Origin of the sequence: Hydrogenophaga sp. 70-12 (assembly GCF_001897365.1) — a bacterium.
Taxonomy (GTDB): Bacteria; Pseudomonadota; Gammaproteobacteria; order Burkholderiales; family Burkholderiaceae_C; genus Hydrogenophaga; species Hydrogenophaga borbori.
Genome location: NZ_MKSS01000061.1, coordinates 1 through 3,412 on the forward strand (window position 1 = coordinate 1; position 3,412 = coordinate 3,412).

A 3,412-nucleotide genomic window follows, 5' to 3' on the forward strand; every position below is an offset into this window, starting at 1 on the left:
GCCATCTACTTCGGTGCCGTGGGCTGGCCCGCCAAGGTGCCCGACCACGTGTCCCTGTGGGGCTCGCTGCTGCTGTTCCGCCGCGAGTTCGACCAATACATCAACCTGCGGCCCGCGCGCCTGATGCCCGGCGTGGTCGCGCCGGTCGTGCGGCGCGACGGCAGTCCGCGCCAGCCGGGCGAGATCGACATGGTCATCGTGCGCGAGAACACCGAGGGCGAGTACAGCAGCATCGGCGGGCGCATGTACGCCGGCACGCCGCGCGAGATCGTGATGCAGGAAACCGTGATGTCGCGCCACGGCGTCGACCGCGTGCTGCGCTACGCCTTCGAGGTGGCGCGTTCGCGGCCCAAGAAGCACCTGACCAGCGCCACCAAGAGCAATGGCATCGCCATCACCATGCCGTACTGGGACGAGCGCGTGGCCGAAATGGCGAAAGAGTATCCAGATGTGACGGTGGACAAGTTCCACATCGACATCCTCACCGCGCATTTCGTGCAGCGGCCCGACTTCTTCGACGTGGTCGTCGGCAGCAACCTGTTCGGAGACATCCTGTCGGACCTGGGGCCGGCCTGCACCGGCACCATTGGCATCGCGCCCAGCGCCAACCTCAACCCCGACCGCACCCAGCCGTCGCTGTTCGAGCCGGTGCACGGCTCGGCGCCGGACATCGCGGGCTTGGGGGTGGCCAACCCCATCGGACAGATCTGGTGCGGCGCGATGATGCTGGACTTCCTGGGCTACCGCGAGGCTCACGACGCCGTGCTGCGCGCCATTGAGGCCACGCTGGAGCCCAAGAGTGGTGCGCCGCGCACGGCCGATCTGGGCGGGCGCGCGGGTACGGCCGACGTGGGCCGCGCGATCGCCGCGCTCCTCTGACCGCTGATCTCGCCGACGCGCCGATGCCCCAGGCAAGGGAGGCCTGTGTGGGGCATCTGCGTCTAGAATCGCCGCTCGTGTGGCCCATGGGCCTCGGCGCCCGATGTCTTGTTGACACGCGCCGCGGCACATGGGTCTAATCGTTCGGCGCATGGATTCCGGCACTTCCGCCAGGGCCTGCGCTCCCGGGCAGACACCGGCCGGCCCCCGCGGCGGCCGTCGCACCCGGCCCAATACACGCTTCACCCAATCCATTTCAAGAGGGGCTCTTCGTGAACAAAACCGAACTCGTCGAACACATCGCCAAGCACGCCGACATCTCCAAGGCCGCTGCGACGCGTGCTCTCGACTCCACCATCGCCGCCATCCGCACCACGCTCAAGAAGGGCGGCACCGTTTCCCTGGTGGGCTTCGGCTCGTTCGGCGTGAGCAAACGTCCCGCTCGCAAGGGCCGCAACCCGCGCACCGGCGCCGAGATTAAAATCAAGGCCGCCAAGGTGCCGAAGTTCCGCCCCGGCAAGGCACTGAAGGATGCGGTCAACTGACCTGGCCATTCAAGTACATGGGTGCTTAGCTCAGTCGGTAGAGCGGCTCTCTTACACGGAGTAGGTCGGCGGTTCGACCCCGTCAGCACCCACCAAAAAAAGGCGAACCCGGGTTCGCCTTTTTTGTTGTCCATCAGAATCCGGCACTCGACCCGCCACCTCAAGGACGTTCGCATGTTCGATTCCATTCGCGATCACAAGAAGTACCTCATGGGCTTCCTGCTGATCCTGATCATTCCTTCCTTCGTGCTCTTCGGGGTCGAGGGCTACACCCGCTTCAGCGAGGGTGGCGAAACGGTGGCCACGGTCGATGGCAAGAGCATCAAGCGCAACGAGTGGGAGCAGGCGCACCGCCAGGAGTCGCAGCGCTTGCGCGAGATGATGCCGACGATCGACCCCGCCATGCTCGACTCCGACGAGGCGCGCTACGGCACGCTGGAGCGCATGGTGCGCGAGCGCGTGCTGGCCGCCGCTGCGCAGAAGCTGAACCTCTACACCAGCGACCAGCGCCTCGCGCGCGAGTTGCAGTCCAACCCCACCATCGCCGCCATGCGCCGCCCCGACGGCAGCCTCGACGTCGAGGCCTACCGGCAGCTGCTTTCTCGCCAAGGCATGACGCCCGAGATGTTCGAGGCCTCCGTGCGCGCCGACCTGTCGCAGCGCCAGGTGCTGCAGAGCGTGCAGGACAGCGGTTTCGCCGGCAGCGCGATGGCGCGGATGTCGCTCGATGCCTTCTTCCAGAAACGCCAGGTGCGCGTCAAGACCTTCGCGGCCAAAGACTTTGCCTCGCGCGTGGCGCCGAGCGACGCCGACATCGAGGCCTTCTACAACCAGAACCAGGCGCTGTTCCAGGCCACCGAGCAGGCCGACATCGAGTACCTCGTGCTCGACGCCGCGGCGCTGGAGCAATCGGTCAAGCTCAACGAGGCCGACCTGCGCGCCTACTACGAGCAGAACGCCGCGCAACTCAGCGGAGCCGAGGAGCGCCGCGCCAGCCACATCCTGCTGAGCGTGCCCCAGGGCGCCACGCCCGAGCAGAAGGCGGAGATTCGCAAAAAGGCCGAGGAACTGCTCGCCAAGGTCAAGGCCGATCCCTCCAAGTTCGCCGAACTGGCCAAGGCCAACTCGCAGGACCCGGGCTCGGCCGCCAACGGCGGCGACCTCGACTTCTTTGGCCGCGGCGCGATGGTGCCGCCGTTCGAGCAGGCCGTGTTCTCGCTCAAGAAGGGTGAGATCTCGAACCTGGTCGAGAGCGATTTCGGCCTGCACATCATCCAGCTCACGGACATCAAGGCGCCGCCCAAGCGCTCGTTCGAGGAACTGCGCCCGCAGATCGAGGCCGCGCTGCGCAAGCAGCAGGCCCAGCAGCGCTACGCCGAGTCGGCCGACAGCTTCACCAACCTCGTCTACGAGCAGTCCGATTCGCTCAAACCCGCCGCGGAGCGCCTGAACCTCACGATCCAGACCGCCAAGGGCCTGCACCGCGTGCCCGCCCCTGGCGCGCAGGGCGTGCTGAGCAACCGCCGCCTGCTCGAGGCCCTGTTCGCGCCCGAGTCCACGGCCAGCAAGCGCAATACCGAGGCCATCGACACTGGCAGCAACCAGCTGGTGTCGGCGCGCATCGTGGAATATCACCCCGCGCGCACCCTGAGCCTGGCCGAGGTGCGCGACGATGTGCGCGCCCGACTGGTCGCGCAGCGCGCCACCGAGCTGGCCAAGCAGGAAGGCGAGAAGCAGCTGGCGGCCTGGAAGGGCGGGGCCGATGCGGCCGCGCTGGGTGCCTCGGTCACGGTGTCGCGCGACGCTCCGCTCGACCTGGATCCGCGCGTGCTCGACGCTGCCCTCAGCGCCGATCCCAAGGCCCTGCCGGCCTGGGCGGGCGTGAACCTGGGCGAGCAGGGCTATGCGGTGGTGCAGGTCAGCCAGGTGCTGCCGCGCGGCGAGGTGAGCGCCCAGCGCCTGGGACAGGAGGTGCAGCAGGTGTCGCA

The 3,412-nt window shown here is 67.7% G+C and carries 3 protein-coding genes and 1 tRNA gene; all 4 read left to right on the top strand.

Annotated features, from left to right (window positions below):
* Window positions 1-879, top strand: an 879-nt coding sequence (locus BGO22_RS04160) for an isocitrate/isopropylmalate family dehydrogenase (RefSeq protein ID WP_286849188.1), incomplete at its 5' end; no start/stop codon positions are given.
* Window positions 880-1,151: 272 nt separating this feature from the next.
* Complete coding sequence (locus BGO22_RS04165; RefSeq protein WP_070397700.1) at window positions 1,152-1,424, top strand: HU family DNA-binding protein; 273 nt, start codon at window positions 1,152-1,154, stop codon at window positions 1,422-1,424.
* 19 nt (window positions 1,425-1,443) lie between these two features.
* A tRNA-Val gene (locus tag BGO22_RS04170) sits at window positions 1,444-1,519 on the top strand.
* A 79-nt stretch (window positions 1,520-1,598) separates the two neighbouring features.
* Window positions 1,599-3,412: SurA N-terminal domain-containing protein (locus tag BGO22_RS04175; RefSeq protein WP_286849193.1), on the top strand; the 1,814-nt coding region annotated here is incomplete at its 3' end.